The sequence below is a fragment of the Pelatocladus sp. BLCC-F211 genome, from assembly GCF_041928655.1.
Lineage (GTDB): Bacteria > Cyanobacteriota > Cyanobacteriia > Cyanobacteriales > Nostocaceae > Pelatocladus.
Window position 1 is genome coordinate 1 of the sequence record NZ_JBHFLM010000106.1, and the last position, 21,761, is coordinate 21,761.

The 21,761-nt window shown below is 42.2% G+C and carries 16 protein-coding genes; 6 read left to right on the forward strand and 10 right to left on the reverse strand.

The features are described 5' to 3' along the window. Positions 1 to 242 precede the first annotated feature (242 nt). Positions 243 to 1,106, forward strand: a complete 864-nt coding sequence (locus ACE1AT_RS12815; RefSeq protein ID WP_374868827.1) for a tetratricopeptide repeat protein — start codon at positions 243 to 245, stop codon at positions 1,104 to 1,106. A 31-nt stretch (positions 1,107 to 1,137) separates the two neighbouring features. After that, a complete protein-coding gene (locus ACE1AT_RS12820) occupies positions 1,138 to 1,500 on the forward strand; it encodes a DUF2237 family protein (protein WP_374868829.1) in 363 nt (120 codons plus the stop codon). Positions 1,501 to 1,828: 328 nt separating this feature from the next. On the opposite strand, the gene ACE1AT_RS12825 is transcribed toward ACE1AT_RS12820, so the two are convergent. Then, positions 1,829 to 2,860 carry a hypothetical protein gene (locus ACE1AT_RS12825; RefSeq protein ID WP_374868913.1) on the reverse strand — a complete coding sequence of 344 codons (1,032 nt, stop codon included), beginning with the start codon at positions 2,858 to 2,860 and terminating at the stop codon, positions 1,829 to 1,831. 410 nt (positions 2,861 to 3,270) lie between these two features. Then, on the reverse strand, positions 3,271 to 4,449 hold the full coding sequence (locus ACE1AT_RS12830) for a phosphoserine transaminase (protein ID WP_374868831.1): 1,179 nt from the start codon (positions 4,447 to 4,449) through the stop codon (positions 3,271 to 3,273). 222 nt (positions 4,450 to 4,671) lie between these two features. Here ACE1AT_RS12830 and moaA point away from each other — a divergent pair, with 222 nt between their 5' ends. Next, a complete protein-coding gene (moaA, locus tag ACE1AT_RS12835; protein ID WP_374868833.1) occupies positions 4,672 to 5,658 on the forward strand; it encodes a GTP 3',8-cyclase MoaA in 987 nt (328 codons plus the stop codon). A gap of 197 nt (positions 5,659 to 5,855) precedes the next feature. On the opposite strand, the gene ACE1AT_RS12840 is transcribed toward moaA, so the two are convergent. Beyond that, on the reverse strand, positions 5,856 to 6,047 hold the full coding sequence (locus ACE1AT_RS12840; RefSeq protein ID WP_374868835.1) for a hypothetical protein: 192 nt from the start codon (positions 6,045 to 6,047) through the stop codon (positions 5,856 to 5,858). Positions 6,048 to 6,106: 59 nt separating this feature from the next. Between ACE1AT_RS12840 and ACE1AT_RS12845 the strand changes: the two genes are divergently transcribed. Beyond that, positions 6,107 to 7,240 carry an RNA-guided endonuclease InsQ/TnpB family protein gene (locus ACE1AT_RS12845; protein WP_374868837.1) on the forward strand — a complete coding sequence of 378 codons (1,134 nt, stop codon included), beginning with the start codon at positions 6,107 to 6,109 and terminating at the stop codon, positions 7,238 to 7,240. Positions 7,241 to 7,368: 128 nt separating this feature from the next. On the opposite strand, the gene rpsD is transcribed toward ACE1AT_RS12845, so the two are convergent. Then, on the reverse strand, positions 7,369 to 7,977 hold the full coding sequence (rpsD, locus tag ACE1AT_RS12850) for a 30S ribosomal protein S4 (protein WP_016861168.1): 609 nt from the start codon (positions 7,975 to 7,977) through the stop codon (positions 7,369 to 7,371). Positions 7,978 to 8,518: 541 nt separating this feature from the next. On the opposite strand from rpsD, the gene ACE1AT_RS12855 reads away from it, so the two are divergent. Then, the gene (locus ACE1AT_RS12855; protein WP_374868839.1) at positions 8,519 to 9,238 is read left to right on the forward strand and encodes a hypothetical protein; all 720 of its coding nucleotides are present in this window, start codon (positions 8,519 to 8,521) and stop codon (positions 9,236 to 9,238) included. Between the two features lie 378 nt (positions 9,239 to 9,616). Here the strand turns inward: ACE1AT_RS12855 and hetR are convergent, their stop codons facing one another. From hetR to ACE1AT_RS12880, 5 genes are all read right to left on the reverse strand, one after another. Then, positions 9,617 to 10,516, reverse strand: coding sequence for a heterocyst differentiation master regulator HetR (hetR, locus tag ACE1AT_RS12860; protein ID WP_374868841.1), 900 nt, complete (start codon positions 10,514 to 10,516; stop codon positions 9,617 to 9,619). Between the two features lie 1,011 nt (positions 10,517 to 11,527). Continuing rightward, the gene (locus tag ACE1AT_RS12865; RefSeq protein ID WP_374868843.1) at positions 11,528 to 13,777 is read right to left on the reverse strand and encodes an EamA family transporter; all 2,250 of its coding nucleotides are present in this window, start codon (positions 13,775 to 13,777) and stop codon (positions 11,528 to 11,530) included. 368 nt (positions 13,778 to 14,145) lie between these two features. Next, entirely contained in the window at positions 14,146 to 15,402 is a 1,257-nt protein-coding gene (locus tag ACE1AT_RS12870; protein WP_374868845.1) for an inorganic phosphate transporter, read from the reverse strand. Between the two features lie 99 nt (positions 15,403 to 15,501). Beyond that, positions 15,502 to 16,548 (reverse strand): zinc-dependent dehydrogenase, encoded by a 1,047-nt coding sequence (locus ACE1AT_RS12875; protein WP_374868847.1) that lies wholly within the window; start codon positions 16,546 to 16,548, stop codon positions 15,502 to 15,504. A gap of 109 nt (positions 16,549 to 16,657) precedes the next feature. Continuing rightward, on the reverse strand, positions 16,658 to 19,363 hold the full coding sequence (locus ACE1AT_RS12880) for a chloride channel protein (RefSeq protein WP_374868849.1): 2,706 nt from the start codon (positions 19,361 to 19,363) through the stop codon (positions 16,658 to 16,660). A 190-nt stretch (positions 19,364 to 19,553) separates the two neighbouring features. Here ACE1AT_RS12880 and ACE1AT_RS12885 point away from each other — a divergent pair, with 190 nt between their 5' ends. Next, positions 19,554 to 20,366 carry a serine protease gene (locus ACE1AT_RS12885; protein WP_374868851.1) on the forward strand — a complete coding sequence of 271 codons (813 nt, stop codon included), beginning with the start codon at positions 19,554 to 19,556 and terminating at the stop codon, positions 20,364 to 20,366. Here the strand turns inward: ACE1AT_RS12885 and ACE1AT_RS12890 are convergent. Next, entirely contained in the window at positions 20,344 to 21,756 is a 1,413-nt protein-coding gene (locus tag ACE1AT_RS12890; RefSeq protein WP_374868853.1) for a protein kinase, read from the reverse strand. The two genes, ACE1AT_RS12885 and ACE1AT_RS12890, sit on opposite strands and share 23 nt — an antisense overlap. Positions 21,757 to 21,761: the final 5 nt, after the last annotated feature.

Sequence of the window (21,761 nt, forward strand, 5' to 3'; positions counted from 1 at the left end):
GATAACTGATAACTGATAACTGATAACTGATAACTGATAACTGATAACTGATAACTGATAACTGATAACTGATAACTGATAACTGATAACTGATAACTGATAACTGATAACTGATAACTGATAACTGATAACTGATTCATGCCCAATGCCCCATGCCCACTACCCAATGATGCCCCAACGCATTAATATAAAATAGTGCGTGTGTCTGTAGCAGTAGTAACTGTTTGGTTGGGGCAAAAACTATGAGTCAAGCAGCAGAGGCTAAGACAGATATTCGACTGCTGATCACAAGAGATAGCAGATACTGGTATCGACAGGGTAAACGGCTTGATAACCAAGAGCAATATGCGGAAGCAGTAGCATGTTATGACAGAGCATTGGAAAGTAGCCCTAATGCTTACTGGCTCTGGTATGACAGAGGCTGCGCTTTACGAGAATTGGGTGAGTATGAAACCGCAGTAGCCAGTTTTGAACAAGCATCAGCACTGCATCCAAATGATTATTGGGCTTGCTACAATCGAGCTTGCATCTTAATAGAAGATTTAGATCAATTTGAAGAAGCGATCGCCACTCTCAATCAAGCTTTAACAATTCGCCCAAATGATTATTGGGCTTATTTTCGGCGTGGAGATGCTAAAAGGCACTTAAAACGCTACGAAGATGCAATTTTTGACTATGATCAGGCTTTGTCAATTCGCCCAAATGATTACTGGGCATGGTTGCGTCGTGGAGATGCTTGCAGGCATTTAAAATACTACGAAGAAGCAATTAAGAGTTATGAGCAAGCCCAAGCCATTAATTCCGACGATTTTTGGTCTTATTACAAACTAGCGGATACTTTTAGATACACAGAAAACTTTGCAGCAGCGCTGAAGAACTATCAAAAAGCCATCGAAATCAAACCTAATGATGAGTATGCTTGGTACAACTGCGCCTGTTGTGCAGCCCGGATTGGGGATACTCCACTGGCGATGGAATACCTAGAGTCAGCCCTACTTATCAATCCCAAGTTTCAAGAATTACTAAAGAATGATCCTGATTTGGTTGTAGTTCGCGATCGCGGATTATTAGGAGATTTGTTACGCGAAATTAATTGTTTAAACTAAAGGGAAATGAATTGATTAACAAGCTATTGCCATGACACAGGCTAAAAACGTTCTTGGAGAACCCTTAGAGGTTTGTTGTACCTCGCCGATGACAGGCTTTTATCGCGATGGAGTATGCAGCACAGGCGCGGGTGATTTTGGCGCCCATGTCGTTTGTGCAGAAGTGACAGAAGAATTCTTAGCATTTACCAAGTCAAGGGGAAATGATTTAAGTACACCTGTTCCTGCGTTTGATTTTCCGGGTTTAAAACCAGGCGATCGCTGGTGTTTATGCGCCTCTCGCTGGAAAGAAGCCCTAGACGCTGGAGTTGTACTACCTGTGGTTTTGTCAGCAACCCATGCGTCGGCTATAGAACATGTTTCCTTAAATGAATTGAAACAACACGCGCTTTGAGGGAACTGGGGATTGGGGTTCAAAGCTAGAATTTTCGGGTTCAAAACTAGAACTTCCGAGTTCAAAGCTAGAATTTTCGGGTTCAAAACTAGAACTTCCGAGTTCAAAACTAGAACTTCCGAGTTCAAAACGAGAAACTTCGAGTTCAGAACGAGAACTTCCGAGTTCAGAACGAGAACTTCCGAGTTCAGAACGAGAACTTCCGAGTTCAGAACGAGAACTTCCGAGTTCAGAACTAGAACTTCCGAGTTCAGAACTAGAACTTCCGAGTTCAGAACTAGAACTTCCGAGATTGTGAATTGATTAACAACCAACCAATAACTACTAACTAGCCTGTTTCCTGAATTTGCAAGCGGATAGTGCGTTCCCCTGCACCACCGAGTTGCAATTCCATCACTTCACTACCGAGGGGTTCTAAGCAATCTAGGAGCGATCGCAATTCTGGTGTACTTGCACCTGTATCTACGTATAACCTGTCTGCTAAATTACCGATGCGTTTCCAAGTCATGTACAATTTGCCGATTGTTTGTTCTAGCTGGGATGCTTGATTTACTAAGTCCGCCGCTATGCTTAAGCAACCAACTCTTTGTGCTTCTATGAGTGCGGTTTCGATGTCAACTTCTTGTTCGTTCAACGCTTGGACTTGAGCTGCTGCTTTGAGATATTTTGCCAGACTACGCGCTTCTGAAGTTACTTGTTTGAGAGTATCGAGGTCGGGATTTTGGGCTATTTCTTTCTGTAAGCTTTGTTGATGCGATTCTGGCAGTTTTTCCATTTCTTTTACCAGAGGCGCAATATAACGGGGAGGAAGGACGTTTTCTGCTGCTTTTTGCTTGACTGGTTCGGGTAATAAATCTGACGACATAGCTGTCCATTCGTCAGTGAGTTGACGTACTTCTCTTCTGGTAATGCGATCGCCTTTTTGTGCAGCTTCACTCACCATGATTTGCACTTCTGGCGCTGATTTGGCGGTTTCCACAAAGGCACGTTTGCTGAAATTCTTAATAGCACTTGGATCTAGCTTGCCTTCTTCTAAAAGTGTATCGGCACTATTCGCCAGCTGAATCCAAGCATAAGCCTGACTTTTACTGATTTCTCGTTCCTTGAGCCATTTGAGAAATCCTGCACCCCGTCCGTCTCCGCCCTTTTTCTCTCGATCTCGGACTGCTCTTAAAATTCGCCCCCGCCAAATTTCTGTTTGTAAATCAAAGCGATCGCACACTTGCCAAGCTATATCTAGCTGCTGTTGAAATTCCTGCTCCGGAATTTCTTCGTCTTCTGGATCAGGTATCTCAAAATCCAGGTCTGCTGGCTGTTGTAACGCAGCAGCTAAGTCATCGAAATTATCAGTTGCTTGCACGGTTGGGAAAGTAATAGTGTATGCGATCGGTTTATTATTACACAATCTGCGAACTCTGAGTGTTACGGTCAAATGTTTGACTAAAAAACTCATCAAGCACTTACAGGTAATGCTTCTGGTAGATACAGCCAAAGGCAAGTGATGTATCTTTTGTTTCCAACTAATCCGAATTAACCCAATCGATGGGGACCCTCAAGAGTTTTAGGACTTACGCAATAACTCTCCCAAACTCCTATTTCTTCGTGTCCTTTGTGTCCTACTCTACGAGAAGCCGCTTGCGCGTCTATGTGGTTCGTTTTTTCATTATTTTGCGTAAGTCCTAAGTTTGATAATAGGCATAGGCGTGATAATTAAATATGCGTCAGCCAGAATCCTGGTAGAGACGCGTGTAATTTCGCGTCTCTACTACACTACGCTGCTTCTTTCATTTGGGCTTTCACAGTCGCATATGCCCAATCCAACCAGGGTAGTAGGGCTTCGATATCTGCGGTTTCAACTGTTGCACCACCCCAAATTCTGATTCCAGGAGGTGCAGACCGATAGGAAGCGATGTCGTAAGCAACTTGCTGTTTTTCTAAGGTTTTAGCCAGTTTTTTCGCACATTGTCCCTGTTGTTCTGGATTTAACTCATTAAACCAAGCATCAACAATCTTGAGACAAATTGATGTACAAGAGCGAGTTTCCGGCTTCTCAGCTAAAAAATCTGCCCAGCTACTTTGCTCCACCCATTTAGCAATAGCTGCTAGATTAGCTTGACTACGGTTAATTAAACCAGGAAGTCCACCAATACTTTCTGCCCACTTCAGCCCATCTAATGCATCTTCTACGCACAGCATTGATGGGGTGTTGATGGTATCTCCTTGAAAAATCCCTTCAATTAACTTGCCTTTTTGGGCGAGGCGAAATAGCTTTGGTAGTGGGCGTGGCGGTTTGTAGGTTTCTAACCGTTCTACAGCACGAGGTGAAAGGACGATGACACCATGCTGGGCTTCTCCACCCAAGACTTTTTGCCAAGAATAGGTAACTACATCTAATTTATCCCAAGGTATATCCATTGCGAAAACAGCTGATGTCGCATCGCAGATAGTTAACCCGGTGCGATCGCGCCGAATCCAATCGCCATTTGAAACACGAACACCGGAAGTAGTCCCATTCCACAAGAACACTACGTCGTGGCTAAAATCCACTTGTGCTAAATCCGGTAAACTCCCGTAAGGTGCTTTCAGGATGCGGGTATCTGGTAACTGTAGTTCATCCACGACGTCCTTGACCCATTCTTGACCAAAGCTTTCCCACGCCAAGATATCTAGGGGTAGTTTTCCCAGCAGTGACCACAGTGCCATTTCCACTGCACCAGTATCGGAAGCTGGTACGATACCCAGGCGATAATCTGCGGGTACACCCAAAATTTTCTTGGATAGCTCAATTACTTCTTTTAACTTGACTTTCCCACCTTCAGAACGGTGAGAGCGACCTACATAAGCATCTTGTAAAACAGAAACAGACCAGCCAGGGCGTTTTGCACAAGGACCAGAGGAAAAATGCGGACGGTGAGGCTTGATAATTGGAGGAGTAAGATTTTCTGACATAGGTGAATTGCAAAATTGCAGATGGGGATCACAGACCCGGTTTCTATTAGAAACTAGGTTTCTATGAATATTCAATAAAAAATTAGAAACTGATGAAATGATCATCCCAGATCAAATACACGTTAGGTTAAAAGAGTATAACTAAAATTCCGAAAGTAAAATGTATTTATAAATTGACAAAATATACTTATTGTGCTTCTTACACAATAAAATTATAAAATCATGAACCAGGTAGATTACCTCCGAATTAGTTTAATTGATCGCTGCAACTTTCGTTGTCAATACTGTATGCCAGAGGGTGCAGAATTAGACTATATCCTCAAGCAAAATTTATTGACTGATGAGGAACTAATCACGCTCATTCAAGAAGTTTTTATACCCGTAGGATTTACCCGGTTTCGTTTGACGGGGGGAGAACCTTTGTTACGTCCACGTGTGGTGGAGTTGGTGAGGGCGATCGCTTCTTTTAAGGAAACACAAGACCTCTCGATGACAACCAACGGCTTTTTACTCGCCCCAATGGCGCAAAGTCTCTATCATGCAGGTTTACGGCGAATTAATATTAGTTTGGATTCTCTCGACCCTGATGTTTTTGACCAAATTATTGGTAATCGTGGTCGTTCTCGTTGGCAAGATGTGTGGAAGGGAATTCAAGCTGCTTCTAGTGTAGGATTTGACCCGTTGAAACTAAATGTAGTGGTTATCCCTGATGTTAACGACCATGAAGTTTTGGATCTGGCAGCATTGACTATTGACAAACAATGGCACGTCCGTTTTATTGAGTTTATGCCAATTGGTAATCCAGAATTATTTGGCGATCGCGGTTGGATAGCTTCTGAAGAGATTCGGCAAAGTATCCGCGAACGCTGGGGATTGACAGAAGCGCAAGTTCGTGGTAATGGACCAGCCGATGTATTTAAAATTCCAGGGGCGAAGGGGACGCTGGGTTTTATCAGTCAGATGTCGGAATGTTTTTGCGATCGTTGTAACCGGATGCGTCTTGCTGCTGATGGTTGGTTGCGTCCGTGTTTACTAAACGAAGCTGGACAAATAGATTTAAAAACAGCTTTACGAACTGGAATTAGCACCACCGAACTTCGCCAACAGGTGAGAGAATTGCTCGCCATGAAGCCAGAAATCAACTTTAAGCTGCGTAACTCAGGTGCAACAGGTGGGTATACTCGCACCATGTCACAAATTGGTGGATAGTCATTAGTCATTTGCAAAGGACCCTTACGGGTACTCTACGAGAAGCCTATGAGCGCGTCTACATGGGGGAGACCCCCATAGGCGCGCTCATAGGCTTCCCGTAGGGTAGACCGCGCTGGCTCACAAATGACCAATAACTAAGGAAAAATGACCGGGGTTGCCGTGCCGGACAAGCCCCTAAATTCTATTTATGGGGGCTAGGCGCGGGCGTTGCTTATTCGCCTTCCCCATTCCTCAACTAATTCGCTGGCACTAATACCTCTATTTTTCGCTTCCTCTTTTATCTTTTCCCAAGCTGTTGGAGTTAAAAACACAGTTCTTTTAACCTTTATTTCATCATGGTAAACTGGTTGATTTTTAATTCTTTTTAACCCTTTTTTAGTTGCCATTTCTAGAACCAACTGCCATACTAAATATAGTTTAACAAATAGAAGGGGGTGATTCAAAAGTGTTGGTACTGGAGTACAAAGCTGTGGTTAAAAAATCTCAGTCAACCGCCATAGATGAAGCCATTCGTACAAGCCAGTTTGTGCGTAATAAAGTATTGCGTTATTGGATGGATAATCGCGGCGTTGGTAAAAAAGAACTGTACCAGTACAACACTCAGCTACGAGCAGAATTTGGATTTGTTAAGGACTTGAACAGTCATGCTTGCCAAGCGTCTGTAGAGAATGTAGAACGAGCTATTAATAAGTTTTTTGATAGCTGCAAAAACAATAAGCCGGGAAGAAAAAACTACCCAAAATTTAAAAAACATAGCCGTTCTGTTGAATACAAAGTTTCAGGGTGGAAGTTGCACCCATCGAAACGACGGATAACATTTACCGACAAAAAAGGTATTGGTGAACTCAAGCTATTGGGCAAGTGGGATATTCATTCCTACCCGATTGAATTAATTAAGCGAGTTCGGATTGTGCGTAGAGCCGATGGGTGTTATGTGCAGTTTTGCATCAAAGTAGATAACCAACAAGATGCACCACTAACTACCTCCGAAATAGGTATTGATGTGGGCTTGGAATATTTCTACTCTGATAGCAATGGCTATCATGAAGAAAACCCACGATATCTACGTAAGTCCGAACAAGATATCAAGCGGGTTCAACGTCATATTTACAAGAAGAAAAAGGGGTCATCTGGCAGAAGAAAAGCTCGTGGTGTTTATGCTCGTAAGCATTTAAGAGTAACAAGACAAAGGAATGAACATGCGAAGAGACTCGCACGTAACTTATGCCTAGCTAACGCTAAGGTAGTCTTGGAAGATTTAAATGTTTCCGGGTTGGTGAAAAACCACAAACTAGCCAAGAGTATCTCTGATGCTTCTTGGTACAACTTCCGTCAGTGGCTTGAATACTTTGGTGTGAAATTTGGTCGAGAAATCATTGCAATTCCTCCCCATTTCACCAGCCAAGAATGTAGTAACTGTAGTGCTAGAGTCCAAAAATCCCTTAGCACCAGGACTCATTCTTGCCCGCATTGCGGACACGTTGAGCAACGTGATGTGAATGCTGCCAAAGTAATTTTGAATCGTGTAAAGGCAAGGCAGTGCGGTCTTGGGGAGACCCCAAGACCGCACTGCCGCTAGGGGTGGGCAACCCCAAAGTAACGCCAGTCGAGACGTTCCCTCTACTTCTATTGGTCGCAAGACCTGTAAAAGCAAGGAACGTCAGTGACGCTGGAATCCCCCGCCTTTAGGCGTGGGGAGTGTCAAAATTACGCTTGACGTGAGTAGTACTCAACCACGAGTAGTTCGTTAATACTGAGTGCTATCCATTCACGTTCAATCACACTGTTGACTTTACCTTCCATCTTGTTTTTGTCAAATTCAAGATGACTGGGAAGGTTGGCTAAACCGGGATATTGTAAGTTAGCTTCTACTAACTTCCGGGATGCTTCTTTATTTTTAACAGCAATGACTTCTCCTGGACGACACTGGTAACTAGGAATATTCACCACGCGACCATTAATTGTGACATGGCCGTGATTTACCAATTGGCGTGCTGCTGGGATAGTGGGAGCCATACCTAAGCGGAAAACTGTATTATCCAAGCGCATTTCTAGCAATTGCAGTAGCACTTGTCCGGTAGAACCAGTCACACGTCTGGCTTTCCTTACGTACCGCAGCAGTTGCTTTTCTGTCAAACCGTAGTTGAAGCGGAGTTTTTGCTTTTCTTCAAGACGGACAGCGTACTCAGAGCGCTTCTTGCGGTTCTGACCATGCTGACCAGGAGGATAAGAGCGTCTGGCGCTTTTACGAGTTAGTCCTGGCAATTCACCCAGGCGACGTGTAATTCTTAATCGTGGTCCTCTGTATCGGGACATGAGCTTCCTAATCTAATCCTAATTTCAACTTTTACCCAGACATACCATTTTGACATTCCCTGCCCAAAAGTGCTAGAGATTCTTGGTTCACAGAACGCACATTATTATTTAAATGTAAGTTGCTTCTTTTACCAAGCTTTTACTCTGATTGCTCTAGAGTCAGTTTCGGCGTGTCTCGCCGTACTGTACTTGTCGTTTTAAGCTTTTAGTTGCGATCGCGCTGTTTACCCTGAGTCATTGCTTGAGTTTCAAGCCTCTACGGCAGCGCCAATGCCAGCAGCCAAGACATTTTTCGCTAACTCCACAGGGTATTATACAAGAAATCAGGCGAAATTGGTGATTGGGGATAAGGGAGACAAGGGAGAATAACCAATCCCCGATCCCCGATCCCCGTACTCTATGAGAAGCCGCTGACGCGTCTACGCGTAGCGTCTCCTCTGGAGAATCCCCGATCCCCGATCCAAACCTTCCTGCCAAAATAGGTGAAAACTAACTTTGAAGATGAGATAGCATTACTTTGCGTGATTGGAGTAGAACGGAAATGTCATTCAACAAAAGCAGTAAGTATTTATACATAACTATGCTAAAAACTCAACAATTCTTGGGTACTGGAGTAGCTGCACCAGCGTTAATTGTGATGGGATGGTTGGGAATGAATTTTTTACCTGGTACAGATGCGATCGCTGTCACTACAGGTGATTATAGGGCTTGTGCTTCTGAACTTCTCAAAGCGGGGATCACTGCGGAAGCTGCTGCACGCGGCTGTGCAAGAGCATTGCGTCCCAGAGATTTGTCCTCTTGTGTAGCCGAAATTAGGCAGAACACAGAAATCGCAGCAGTCGATGCGCTACCTACCTGTGTACAAGCATGGCGTCCTGAAGATGTAGGCGCATGTGTAGCTGGTATTAGTAAAAGTACTGAGGATAGCAAACAAGTTCTTGACAAACAGCTCTTTAACAGAACAGTCTTAAGTAACTGTGGTCTGAGTGTATTACCACGGCGCTATGCTCAGTGTGTGGTGGGTTTGCGATTGCAAATCGACAATTTAGCTCCCACTCAGGCTTTAAATAATTGTATTGATGCCAGTAATTATGTTAGTGGCTATTTGCCTACTTTTATACCTGCCAATAGAACAAATAACACGATTTTCCAGCCCTCTTTTCAAACTCAGCCAATTCCTAACAACCAGATTCCTAACAACCAGAATCCTAGCAACCAGAATCCTAGCAACCAGATTCCTAGCAACCAGAATGCTCAATAATATCAATTATTTTGATTGATTAATTAAGATAAAAGGGTGTAGGGGTGTAGGAGGATTGTGCGGGTGTGGGTAAAAATTTTGGGGTATTTTAAAGACGTAAATCTCAGAAAAATTCTTGTTTTCTCTTACACCCTTCCACCCTTACGTTTTAGTGATGATGAAAAGCAAATAATGGTGATCCCCTATGCAGTGAAATTATGAAATTATGCATATGAGTGTCAATCTACAAAATAATGTATTTTTATTCGGCTTTAATTTATCCCACACTAAGAACAATGTACTATTCAGTACTTGTTGTATAGTGTGGGACTGTCGTCTATGGTACTAGCTGCTAATTTTGCCCAGGAAAATCTGAAGACCATACCTATTTTTGGGATTCTAGTCTTCTTTTTTACCAAATACCATCTGTAATACCACAGGGACTCCATCATCTTGATGATACTTATCTGCCCAAGCACGGATAATTTCATCCAATTCGTCTTTGGCCTGCTGCATCTTTTCGGGTGGAATATCCAACTCTTCCAATGCTCGCATGGTGTTTGGTCTTTTTTCGGCCCAATCTCGCATCATTCGGAAGAAGCGGGCGGTATCTTCGACCATGATGTAAGTACGCTCTTGGTCGTCTGCTGGTGCATAAAAAGGACGGGTGAGAGCGTAGAAGGGCATTCCCCAAGGAGAATCAATACGTGTCACCGTACCAGAGTAAAGTAAACGGCGCTTTATATGCTCCGCTAGAGCTTCACTCAAAGGCATTTGGTGTTCTTTGGGTAAATCTTCTTGCGATCGCTTGTGCAGAAATTCAATTAACTCTAGAAATTCAAACGAGGTGATCAAATGAGCATCTGGCAAATTAGAGGGTAATTTTTGCTCAATTTGTCTCTTTTCCTCGCTAGTGAGACTCGTACCCGGAATCCGGGAACGTCCTGGCCGCCAAGGATATTTTTCCATCCAGACATAGGGGAACTGAATCAGATAGCGTGGTTCTTGAGAACCTAGCATCTTTAACAGTTTGCCCTCAGTCAAGGCTTGTCTTACTTCCTCGACAATGGCTTTGACTCGTTTAGGTTCCAAGTGATGTAAATGTCCTGTCATCCGCAGGTTTTGTCCCTGCTCTAGATAGGTCATGTAAATTGCACACTTGGCTGCGGTTGCGGCTGCATCTAAAAATGCCCCATGTCTATGCCCACTTGTCCGCATGGCACTAAAAGCCAGATAAAGCATGATCTGATCCATAGCACTGGGGCCAAGACGCTTGATCAGATCTACGTCATTACTCATATAACAGGCAATTGAATAGCACGTTTACAGTAATCAGTCAATGGAAAGTATGTAGTATACACCCGACTGAAGGCGATGTCTTTACTTAGATGATCTATTATGCGTTAAGTAAGGGTGTTCTTGGTAGTCATAATTGTCATTTAGTCAGTATTTTCTGGCAAATTGGCAGAATCAACTTTGTTGGTAGAGGTAATCAACTAATTCAAGAAGGGAGAAAGCAGCTATACAGAAGGATGAATGCTATCAAGCTTAACTATGGCTCAAATTTGAGTCTATTTTTATAAATAGGAGAAAGGTTTAGAGCCGAGCCACTGAAAGTGAAATTATCCTTATATTCCAAGGAAAGTTGGAATCTCGAACCTTGTAGGCGATCTCTTTTTCTCTTTTACCTTTTATTTTTCCCTTTAACCTCTTCGGTGATTGAGGTTATTCAAGCTTTAGCTGTATTTTCTCTTATAATGTATTTGTTTCATGACAAAAGACCAGCCTACGAAGAAGAAGGTGGTATGTTTAGCAGTCTCACTAAAAACGCAGCGTATGGTGAGCTGCTCTGAAATTGCCAAGGGATGATGCTGTCCTGATAATAAATCGAATCTGCTTGAGGGAAAGTCATAGACTTCAAAATCCAAGTGATTAATTCAAAAACAAAAAATCTTGTCTTTTCTAAGAAGATTTTTGCTGATTTTAGCAACTTTTAGACAGTGCATATGTAAAAACATTTACAAATTTGCTATTTATCTGAGAAGTTTGATTGAAAAAAATCTTAAAAAAGTCGTAGAAGAAGCTTTGGAATTCAAAAATGTTAATAGAAATGGATTTTTTATTGAAATTTTGGTCAGTAAACTTTTAAGTAGAAAGCATTCCCAAAAAAATTTTGCAACTATGTATAAAAAAGTCGATCTTCCCTAATGCCATCAATTCTCTACCCTTTTGCTTTTTTCAAGTCAAGAGGCATTACTGTAGAAATTAAAAATTAAAAATTAAAAATTAAATTTATTGAAATTTTAATTTTTAGTTGCGGGAAGTAGTACCAGTTGTTTTGGTGTGATTTCGTATTTTTTCATAGCTAATAGCAGCCGCACCAAAAGTTACTAATAAAACTCCTAATACTTGTGCAGGTTGTAGTGTTTCTTGAATAATCACCCCTGTCAAAATCACGGTTAATACAGGAACAGTAGCACCGAGAATTGCCGATCGCGTAGCACCTAGTTTGCGGACACCGACATTATTGAAAACATAACCAAATAAAGTCAATACGCCTAAAATAAAGGCACTTAAAATCAATTCCAGTAATTTATTGGGATTGACTTGGAGACTCCAAGTGATGGGTAAAGGTAGGATCAAACCCACCAAAGACAACACCAGCATGGTGGCAAAATTAATTAAAGTAAAAGGCACAGGATGGAGTTTGCTTGCACAGACGCGTGTCAGAATTATATAGAAGGCAAAAGCTATTCCTGAAACTAGAGCTGCGATACTGCCTACAAAAGCGTTACCTGTACCAACACCTGTATCTCCTGCTAGGATCATCATCTGTCCGACAAAAATAGAGGCGATCGCACCGAAACGAAAAGAAGTAGGTTGTTCTCTAAGCAAAGACCATGCTAAAAGTGCGCTAATGGCTGGATAAATAAACAATAATGCGATCGCTATTCCCGTTGTGATTTGGCTAATAGCAATATAAATCAATACCTGAGACAAAAATAAAAAGCATCCACTCACTATCGACAGCAGCAATACCTGCTTGCTTTTTGCATTCGCGGTGCGAGATTTTGTTCGCAATGATTCCACGAGATTTTGCAAATCTTGCCATACCTGCGGATATAATATAGGCGCTAAAACCAACATCAATGGTACAACTACCAGCATCCTGAGCATTAAAATCAACAGAGAGTTACCAAGAGTAGGCGTCAGTAAACCCTCGACCTCAAATGCTCCAAAAATTAGCGAATTTGGGTTGAAAATCACTTTAATGGCGACGTTGTAAAGCGATATCACTCCTGTTGACAACAGAATAAACAGTAAACCCATTGGTGCGATCGCTGAATTTTTTCTCTGGGATCGCGCGGATGTGGTTACTTCTTCCCTTGGTGATACACCATTGGAAATAAATGTTGTGTCACCCTCTAGGAAAGAATTGGCTGACACCACATCATCATTAGTAAATGCAAAAACCTCAGATTCTTCTGGTAGATCAATTTGCGCCTCTCCATATTCTCGAATCCTGTTTGTTTCTAGTTCCGTTTCCACATCCCAGTCACTAGATTCCTCTTGTTGTGTTGGTTCTTCCTGATGATGTGGTGGAGTTTCCCAAAAACTTGAGTGTTGTTGTGTTGGTTCCTCAGCAGGATGCTGTTGTTGTGTTGGTTCTTCCTGATGATGTGGTGGAGTTTCCCAAAAACTTGAATATTGTTGTTGTGTTGATTCCTCAGCAGGATGTTGCTGTTGTGTTGGCTCTTCCTGATGATTTGGTGGAGTTTCCCAAAAACTTGAATATTGTTGCTCTGTCGGCTCGTCTACATAATGTAATGGTGTTTCCCCAAAACTTGGATATTGTTGTTGTGTCGGCTCTTCCTTATGATGTGGTGGGGTTTCCCAAAAACTTGAATATTGTTGTTCTGTTGGCTCGTCCGCAGGATGTGGTGTTGTTTGGATGACTGTTGGAGGAGATTGTTGTGGCGATCGCTGTGTAGTTTTTTCCAATTCCACACGTACGAGTTCACCACGTAGGCGATTTACTAACTCTGCTAAAATTTCTTCCCCTTGCTGTTGTTGCAGTGACATCTGAGACAACTGCTGAGAAATATTAGTTTGATAGTTCTTTACTTCCTGCTGAAGAGTGTGAAAAGTAATAGTGAGGGTATCATCTAAAGAGCCAAGCAGTTGATTGGCAACAGCGTTACTTTCTTCACTATCTTCAGTGGTTGATTCTACAGCTTGTTTGGCTAAGGTTTCCAGAGAAGATTGTAGTTGCGAGGATATATGACTTGCCAAAATATTAGCTAACTGACGCAACAATACTTGTAATTCGCTTAACTGGCGACCTTGAAGCAGTTCTTCTTTTTCTTCTTGTAGACGTTTGACATCATCAACTAAGCGGAGTCTTTCTGTCTGTAAACACTTGATATCTTCTTGTAAAGACTTGAGCAAAGTCCGTTGGATAATTTGCAATTCTTCAGTGACAGCTCTTAGAGCGGTATCTGCTTCTGTGAATGGATCACCTGTTCGTGAGTTTTCTGACCGCTTCTCAAATCGCCCCATTAGTTTGTTACCTCTAACCTACGGTATCCTGTCTTATCTTGTAGACTTTTGATATGGCTTCAGGCTTGGTATAATTTTTAATAATTTTTTATGTTAAGTTAATTGTTCTCTACTATAATTTGTTGTTTCAAAACATCACAGTGATTTATGTAGTCTAAATACAAAGTAATAATTTTTTTGGTAATTAAAAGTTTCCTAGAAATACATTTACCATGTAAAAATGTAAATACAATGACAGTTTGCCTACAAATCAAAAGATTTATTTTTAAGTATTTAGTACAAGTTAAAAATCTTGCGATCGCCCGAAAAGCATTTTAACAGTTATTAGGAATCAGTTGTCAGTTTTATCTCTTGGGATGCTCCCTCAGTCAAAAACCTAAAAACCGGGTAATGCTAAAGATTGCAGCACTAAGTCCCCCACTGATGGGAACTGTAACTAACCAAGCAGTAGCGATCCCTTGCAGAGTCTTAAATTTAACTGAGTTGAGATTTTGCACCAGTCCCACACCGACTACACCACCCACAAGCGCGTGAGAAGTAGAAACAGGTAGCCCCAAACGAGAAGCCAAAAGAATTGTAGTAGCGGTTGCAAGTTCAGCACAAAATCCACTACTGGGTTGTAAAGAAATAATACTTTCGCCAATAGTAGCAATGACTTTCTTACCCCAGATAGCCAAACCAGTAACAATACCAGCACCACCAAGCACTAAAATCCAGATAGGAATAGCGATCCCGCCTGTAGGTACTGTACCAGTGCTATTAATGTAAATGATCGCCGCCAAAGGAGCGATCGCATTACCGACATCATTAGAACCATGAGCAAAAGCCACAAAACAAGCACTCAGTAACTGGAATTTGGCAAATAAACCCTCAACTACGGAGAATGGAGAAGAAGACGCGGAGAGTGTGTCCCCCGTGTCCAACTGTCGCCAGCTATACAAACTAAGTGCGATCGCTGCGATACCCCCGACAAACAAGGGAAGATCATAGATCGGTACTTGCATACCGAATTCCTCAGTTAAAATTTTTGCCAGTGGTTGAGTAACTGATGGTAAAACAATCACACCAAAGATTCCCAGTAACATCACACTCAACCAGGGAATCCACTCATTCAGTTGTAATAATTGATGCGGTTGTTCTAAAATCCAGCGCTTGATCTGGCTGTAAAACAAAGCTGCGATCGCACCACTGATTACTGGGGTGACAATCCAACCGATAGTGATTTTGCCAATTGACGACCAATCGATCGCATCTACACCCAAAGCTACCCAACTAAAGCCAGCGATCGCACCGACAACTGCATGAGAAGAAGATACAGGCAAACCGCGTGCAGTGGCAAATTGTAACCACAAACCGCAACTAATTAACACTGTGATCATCCCAATCATTAACGTTTGCGGCGTACTTGCAAATAATTCAGGATTAGCAATTTTGGTTGCGATAGTTTCCGATACTTCCTGTCCAAACAATACCGCGCCTGTAAATTCTAATACACCAGCAATAATCAATGCCTGCTTGAGAGTTACAGCCTTGGAACCAACAGAAGTTCCCATCGCATTAGCAACATCATTAGCACCAAGGTTAAAGGCGAGATAAAAAGCAAGCAGAATGACTATGAGGATCATGGGGAGCGGGGAAAGCGGGACACGGGGGACACGGGGGACATGGGGGACACGGGAAGGGAGAATTATTTAACAAATCTCTTCCCGATCCCCGATCCCCGATCAAGGATAAATCAAAATTTTGTACGTTTCTGGTGTTGGTGCGATCGCTTGATCTACGGCTTGAGATAAATTTTGTAATGGATAGCGATCGCTAATTAATGCCTGTACATCAATGCGTTTATTAAACACAATATCAGCCGAAAGGCTTTGCAGGCGGTAGGATGAACTGTAGCTACCCATCAAATCAATTTCTCGACGATAGAGAATATTCGGGTTAATGGGAATTTCTACTTGATCAGGAAATTCAGCAAAAAAGAGAATTTTACCGCCTTTGCGGGTACAGTCAAGGGCTTGGAAGAAAGCTTTATCACTGGGAACAGCAAGTAGAGTGACATCCACACCCATTCCGTTGGTGAGTGCTTGAATTTTGGCTGGTAAATCAGGATCACGAGCATCAAAAGCTGCTTCTGCACCCACAGCCAAAGCTTTTTCAATTCGGGAGGGGATCAAGTCAGTGGCGATCGCTTTTCCTCCGAAATATTTCACCAACATCACAAACATTAACCCAATCGGCCCCGCACCAGTGATCAAAACCGTTTGTCCAGGTGCAATTTGGGCTTTTTTCACTGCTTTGAGACAGCAATTAGTTGGTTCAACAAAGCTTGCTTCTTCAAAACTGATCTGATCGGGGATGGGAATCAACCCACCATTGCGGACAATATGACCGGGAACCTTGACATACTCAGCAAAACCACCGCCACTAGGTGCAAATCCGGCTGTCGTACAGATGTTTTTATAAGTTTCGCACATTGAGAAATTGTCATTTAGGCAATAGTCGCACCGCATACAAGGGATGTGGTGCATTACCGCTACCCGTTGTCCAATTTGCCAATTTTTTACCTCTGTACCTAGTGCTGCGATCGTTCCCGCAGTTTCATGTCCAAAAATCCGTGGTGGTTCATACAGGGGATAACGAATTTTTTTGATATCCGACTGACACAAACCTACTACCCGCACCTGTACCAGCACTTCATCCGGTTGTAGTTCGGGTACAGGGATTTCTTCGTAGGAAAGTTGATTGACGCCTCTAAATACCTGTGCTTTCACGTTGATATCTCACCGTTCAACGATAATAGATTTAGCACTAGGGGCGTGATTTGGCTATTAATTTTGAGATTTTTGTTTGTAGTCAATCTGAGAAAAATCTGATCAAGCCTTAAGTATTTATTGCTCCCCTAACCAAAATCACGGTACTGTCTACACCAGAGGCGATCGCTTCGGGAATATTTCCTTTCATGGCTTGTTGTAGTAATCCTTCACGGGAAGCGCCCAAAACAACTACATCATAATTTTCTGTTTTAACTAAGTTGATGATTCCTTCAGTTACAGAATCTGCTTTCACGGGTGCTGCTACTACGGTGCTGGATAATTTGCGACGACGGATGAGTATCCGAATCGCTTCTTCTAAAATTCTCATGTCTGGTTCTGATTCGGATGGCTGAAACACGCGGGTGAGGCGAATTTTGGGATCATTTCCTAGCGTTACCAAAGCTGGTAGTAATTTGATCGCCGCTCTTGCATTCGGACCACCAGCCATTGGAATTAGCCAACGGTTGAATTGGGGAGGACGGAGGGGAGATGAGGAGATGGGGAGATGAGGAGAAAGGGAAAGGGGAGGAATCGAAGCAATTGGGAGTAGGCGAAACTCTGGACTCTGGATTCTAGACTGTGGACTTTTCCCTAATTTCACCAACACTATCTCACAACTCGCTTGACGAATTACCGTGTCTACAACATCGCCAAATATACGACCAGGGGTGGAAGTGTTTCCCTTCCACCCCATTAAAATTAGGTCAATGTGTCTTTCTTTGATTGTCTCTAGGATTGCATGGGCGATATCGTGGGTAACTCGTATCTGTGTATGTACTGGGATTTTCCATTTTTTGCCCAAAGCTTCAGCATCTCGGAGTAATCGCCGACTTTTAGTTGTTCTGACTGGTGTTTCGGCTGGAGAACTTTGACGAGAAACAATTATTACTTGCAGACATTCTATTTCGTAGTGGCGATCGCGAGCAATTGCTGCTGCCATTCGCAATAATGTCGCCGCTGTTTCAGGATTCGCGACTGGTACTAATAATCTACCTCTACCGATACTAGGCGATCGCGTTTGATAAACTACGTAAGAAGGTTCTGGCTGGGGTCCGTGTTCTCTAGTTTTACAGTTCAGACTATCGGCTTCTGCTCGAATAATATCAGCACGAGTGATAATACCAATAATTCTGCGTCCTTCTACGACTGGTAAACGACTGATTTGATGACGATCCAATAAATAGAGTACATTACCTAAGCTGTGGATGGGTGTGACTGTCACTGGCTGCGGTGTCATGATTTCTCGTAGCGGAGTATCTTTTGCTAAGTTGCGATCGCGTATTTTTAATAAATCGGTTTGGGTGACAATTCCGACTAATTTACTCTCTTCAACTACAGGAAATCCCCGATGATGAGAGCGAGAAAAAGCCTGTACCGCTTCTTCCACAGATATCTGTGCATCTAAGGTTTCCACCCGTCGCTGCATCACATCTTTTGCTGTGAGGTTGCTCAATGTATCCTCAATGGGAGGTGGGTTTTCAATACAGATGCCGCTTAACTCTAAAAGTTTGGTATACAGTGATCCTGGGATCAGTTTGTCAGCAACCAAATAAGATGTGACGGAGCCAACCATCAAGGGTAATACCAGATTGAAATCTGTTGTCATTTCAAAAACAATCACAATCGCCGTCATTGGTACTTTGGAAACGGCGCTAAAAAATGCTCCCATACCTGCTAAAGCATAGGTAGTAGGCGAACCTAATCCAAATAAATGGAATTCAAAAACACCGATGAGATAACCTAAACAAGAACCTAAAATCAAACTGGGAGCAAACAACCCTCCTGGCGCACCTGAACCAAATGCTAATAGTGTCAAGATAAATTGAGCAAAAAAAGCGATCGCAGCTACGGGTGCATTAGCTTCACCAGCCAGGACAAATTCTCGTAATCCAGTATTGTCACGGAAAGACTCAGGTAAAATTGCAATGACTGTTCCTGAGATAAATCCTGCCAAAGCTATCCTTAAGGGTAAACTGATATGAAAACTGCGATATATTTGAATACTTTTAATTAATCCCCGATTAAATAATGCTGCCAGTAACCCTGCTAAAATACCTAAAATCAGGTAAAAGGGAATTTCTACGATTGAAAAACTGCTCGAAGATCGAGTCAATTCTAAGTTAAGTAGCAAACTACGACCACCCAACAGACGGGAAACAACGCCACCAATAAAGGAGGCGATAATCGCGGTTCCCAATGTCAATCCTGATAAATCTTGGAGTAACTCTTCGATCACAAACAACACACCAGCAATCGGTGCATTGAAAGCTGCTGCTAAACCTGCACCTGCACCAGCTGCGATCATCTGGCGTCGATGATCTGGAGAGGTGGGAACCCAACGACTCATCCCTGCGGCCAAAGCAGCACCGACTTGTACAGTCGGGCCTTGTCTACCTAAAGTTATCCCTGAACCCAAGGTGAGTGTAGAGCTGAGTAACTTGACAAGCGCCACTCGCCAAGAAAGCTTGACAGGTACATTCGCAAGTGAAGCTTTAACGTGGGGTATACCACTACCAGATGCTTCTGGTGCAAACCTTTCCACCAATAGTCCAGCCAGAAACCCAAAGCCCAAACCAACTGCTGGTAGGAATAGCCAAGCTGGTAAAACATGGGAACCATGAACTCGCCATGTTCCTAGCCATCCCGAACCAAATTTTAAGCATACAGCAGAAAAAGCCGCAACCAGACCAATCACACAGGCCTCTGCGATCGCTAAACCTCTTCTCGGCTGCCAAACTGTGCGAATATACTGATTTAGGAAAGGGGGAGACATAACAATTAAAAATTAAAAGCAAAATTAACGGGTTAAATAAAGGACATGGTTGTCCTAATTTCACTATTTTGCAGTCGCACAGCAATTTATCCATTTCCATTTATGGATAGAGTTTGTATTTTTGATATTTATAGGGAAAATTCTAACTTTTTACGCAACTTTTAAAACTCAGAATATTTGGAGTTGGCAAATGAAATGGCACAAACTCAAGCCAGTGACACTAGCTACTGGCATGTTATTAGTAATTTGTGCATCAGCAGTATATCTCAAATATTCTGCTGACACATTCAGCAGAAATTTTGAAGCAAAAAATAATACATATACCAAGCGCTTATCAGTAGAACAAATACGGCGTACTGCTAAATTTATCACTGTAAAAGTGATGTCAAAAGAATTCTTGGGATCAGGAATTTTATTGAAAAAGCAAGACTCAATTTATACAGTTTTGACTAATGCCCATGTATTGCGTGCCGATGATCCTCCGTATCGGATTCAAACACCGGATGGTCGCATTTGGTCTGCAAATTTGCCGAAAAATGTCAAGTTTGGCACAAATGATTTAGCAATATTACAGTTTCGTAGCTCAGACAGAAATTATACTGTAGCATCTATTGCTTTTAACCCTGCTATTGGTGATGATGTATTTGCTGCTGGATTCCCCTATGCGGATGAAGGTAAAGACAAAGGCTTTACGTTTACAACTGGTAAGATCACGCTAAAATTACCGAAAGCTTTGGAAGGTGGCTATCAAATTGGCTACACTAATGACATCCAAAAAGGTATGAGTGGAGGCCCACTTCTCAATCATCAGGGTGAAGTGGTGGGTGTGAATGGAATGCACGCATATCCTTTGTGGGATGTTCCTTCAGTCTTTAGTGATGGTTCCGCAGCAGATCAAAAATTACATGAACAGATTGTTCGCCTCAGTTGGGCTGTACCTACGGAAAAATTTTCTTTTAGAACAAAAATAACTCTATTCTCTAATGAATCTCAAAAGAATTAATCATTTCATTTGCAGTATTGATAAATTGCTCATAATCATCAATTGCTGCTGTATAGGTAATTACGTATGCTTTATTGCCTTTTAAAGTCCAAACTTGCAAATTTTTTAATTCAAGGTCTCCATCTTTGCCTGTGTAAATTATCTGATTTGCTTGTTTGAACGCCAAAGTAGTTGAACTCATATCAATAATTTCAGCATCTGGCAAAGTATTTTTAATTTCATTAATAAACAGTTGTTTAGACTCAGCTAATGTACCAGAGAATTCTTCAATATCTATATTGATTTTTTCTTGAAATCTATCTGTATCATTTTGCTTAGGAGAGATAATTGTTGCTAATTCAGTCACGCCTGCAACATAAATGTCTTTAATTTGTAACTGCCAACTCTCTGGATATTTGATTTTGATTTGATATTCGGTGTTTTCATAAGGTATAAATTTTTCTTGTTTATTTCCAGGCCAAAGTCTAGAACCAAAGCCCACAACTAAACTAGCAAGTACTGCAACTATTCCTAAAGGAAATAACCATTTCCACTGTTTAGATTTAGTTTTTTTATCTGAGATTCTTCGCAGTGCTTCTAATGCTGATTCTGCTGACTGATAACGTCCACTAAAGTGATAACGTACCATCCGATCTAGAATATCAGCTAGCTCAGGACTAACCTGCACTTGATCACGCCAGATAATTTCTCCGGTTTGGGGATCTCTGGGAAGTTTGCTTCCTTGAGAAGGGTCGGGATATATACCTGTTAAAGCTTGGATACCAATGACTCCGACGGCGTAGACATCACTGCTATATTGCGGTTCACCAGCTGCTTGTTCACTCGGCATGTAGCCAAGAGTACCAATCGCCACGGTGACAGTTTGTCCCTGTTGATTAACTTCCAGACCTCTTACTTTCTTAACTGCACCAAAATCAATCAGGACTATTTTCCCGTCAGAGCGTCGCATGATATTAGCGGGTTTGATGTCCCTGTGAATCACTTTTTGGCGATGGACAAATGCTAAAACTTCTAGAATTTCCGTCAACAGTTTAATTGTCTCGGCTTCAGTTAGTCTATTAGCTAACGGAGGTAGTTCTTGCCTGAGATCGTGACCTTCAATATATTCTTGTACTAAATAAAATTCTTGATTTTCTTCAAAGTAAGCTAAAAGACGCGGAATTTGATCATGATTGCCTAATTCTTCTTGAATTTCTGCTTCTTGTTTAAAAAGGCGTTGTGCTATGTGTAGAGTATTCGGGTCGTTAATTCTTGGTTTTAACTGCTTAACTAAACACTTAGGATTACCTGGGCGGTCAGTGTCACAGGCGATGTAAGTAGCCCCAAATCCTCCTCCTGATCCCAATTGTTGGACAATTTGGTAACGTCCACGAAGCTTGTGACCCGACATTACAT